This is a genomic window from Terrisporobacter muris (genome assembly GCF_024621905.1).
Classification (GTDB): Bacteria; Bacillota; Clostridia; order Peptostreptococcales; family Peptostreptococcaceae; genus Terrisporobacter; species Terrisporobacter muris.
On record NZ_JANKBY010000495.1, the window covers coordinates 1 to 1,911 of the forward strand.

2 protein-coding genes are annotated in these 1,911 nt (G+C 26.9%); both read right to left on the reverse strand.

The annotated features are described in order from the left end of the window. Positions 1-376 precede the first annotated feature (376 nt). Positions 377-1,384, reverse strand: coding sequence for a C45 family autoproteolytic acyltransferase/hydolase (locus tag NSA58_RS19665; protein ID WP_039678236.1), 1,008 nt, complete (start codon positions 1,382-1,384; stop codon positions 377-379). A 309-nt stretch (positions 1,385-1,693) separates the two neighbouring features. Further along, a complete protein-coding gene (locus tag NSA58_RS21075) occupies positions 1,694-1,771 on the reverse strand; it encodes a GNAT family N-acetyltransferase (RefSeq protein WP_408645546.1) in 78 nt (25 codons plus the stop codon). Between the last annotated feature and the right edge of the window lie 140 nt (positions 1,772-1,911).

The window sequence follows — 1,911 nt, forward strand, 5'->3', positions numbered from 1 at the left end:
TATAATTATACACATTATTGTTATAACTATATCTAGCCCTTCATCAAAAATAAGACCTAACAAAAGCCCTATTATTATAGCTAAGGCAATTGTTACTTTTCTATTTTTGCTTAATTTCATATTCTCCCCCTAATTTTTTAGTATATTAAGATTTTACCATATTAAATATTTCTATAAATTGCTAATAAGTTACAAAGTATTTTGTTTAACACAATTCATTCAACTTTATATTGTATAAGGAGAAATAGGTTTATAAATAAACTCAAATCACAATTCTAATAATTTAAGTAATACTAACTATAGTTTAAATGTCCAAGGATATATCTTTTTGAGATACCCCCTTGGACATTTTGTTTTGTTAGTTAACTTTATTAAACTATTTTATTTTAAAACGGATATCTTCCTTAAACTTCTTGCGACCAGGGTTGCCTTCAACTCTCCAAATTTGATTATTTTTCAAGTCATAAACTACTGACCATACAGTATCAGCATTAGTTTTTCTATCATATTGGCACATAAATCCATACTTACCACCAAGTAAATTCATGGCAAAATCTAGACTATACTTATCTTTATTATTAGCTAAGGCATTTTTAGTTGTTTCATATCTATCACAAGAACGCCAATCATCTATTTCAGTGTTTTTATAGCATTCCATTTCAGTTGTATTAAAATTATTAGCTGTTGATACGAAATCTTCTCCAGCTTTTGGTGTTATGACTACTACTTTTTCACAGTTACATTCAACTACGGCTATATGACCATTTTTATCAGCAAGGGTAATAGTTTGTTGTGAGGCTATTGGCAAAGTTTTTATGGCTGCAATTGCCTCTTCAGTAGTTTTACATTTTTCAAGAATATATCTAACTAATATTCCTGCATTAAATCCTGGTTTTCTTAATTTTGGATATATAAAAGTTAAACCTATTGCTAAACCTTCTTCATTTACACCATCTTCCATTTGAACAAAGGCTGTTGTATTCCCATTAAAAGAGTAAACATTATCTAAGTTATAAAGACAGTTCATATATAGTTTTTCTAGACTTACTAAAAAATCACTGTTTCTACCAAATAAAATTTGATCTTTGTTATTTATAGCAAAACAAGTACATTTATTATCAAATTCAAAACAATACATAGAAAACAACATTCCACATAAGTATTCAAATGAAGTTTCATTTCCATGAGCTATTCCTTTTACTTCTTCAACTATTTCAGGATAATATTTTTCAAATATATTTTTGCAGTCTCTTCCAAATTGAATTTTTACTTCATCCACTTCATAAGTAGGACAGCTATTTAGTTTTTTTCCATTTTTATTTAGCAAAGCACCCCACTTATATCCTGCTTCATAGTGGGTTCCTTTAAATCTTCCATGATACATAATTTTATTCTCCTATTTTTATATTAGGCTCCGGAACCTAATTTCATTATATTTGAATAAAATTTTATATTCAACGATTATATAAAATTGATAACAATTATCATTTTTTCTTAACTATATCCATTGAAATTACTAGGTTATATCTATTTTAAATTCATATGTATAAATTTATATTTATAATTTCCACCAAATAGTTTCTTCTTGCTTGTAATTTTTAAATCCACATCTCTCTAGGATTCTTTGAGATGCCAGGCTGTCTAAATCAGTTTCAGCAATAATACTTTTAACACCATTTTGTTTAAATGCCCACTAACAGATTGCTTTTACAGCTTCTGTCATATATCCGTTGTGCTCAAATTCTTTACCTAAACTGTAACCAATCTCAATTTCACCAGCTTATTATACCTTTTATAAGTATGACAGTTCTTATATATACAATTTACAATCATTGTATCATTGTTAATAGTTCTACTAAAGTATACAAAATAAATTATATATTTTAATAATAAAAAGGAACATCTTATCTT

What these genes read in the sequence shown, in the direction of transcription:
- NSA58_RS19665 (WP_039678236.1), bottom strand. Translation starts at nt 1,384, where the DNA reads ATGTATCATGGAAGATTTAAAGGAACCCACTATGAAGCAGGATATAAG.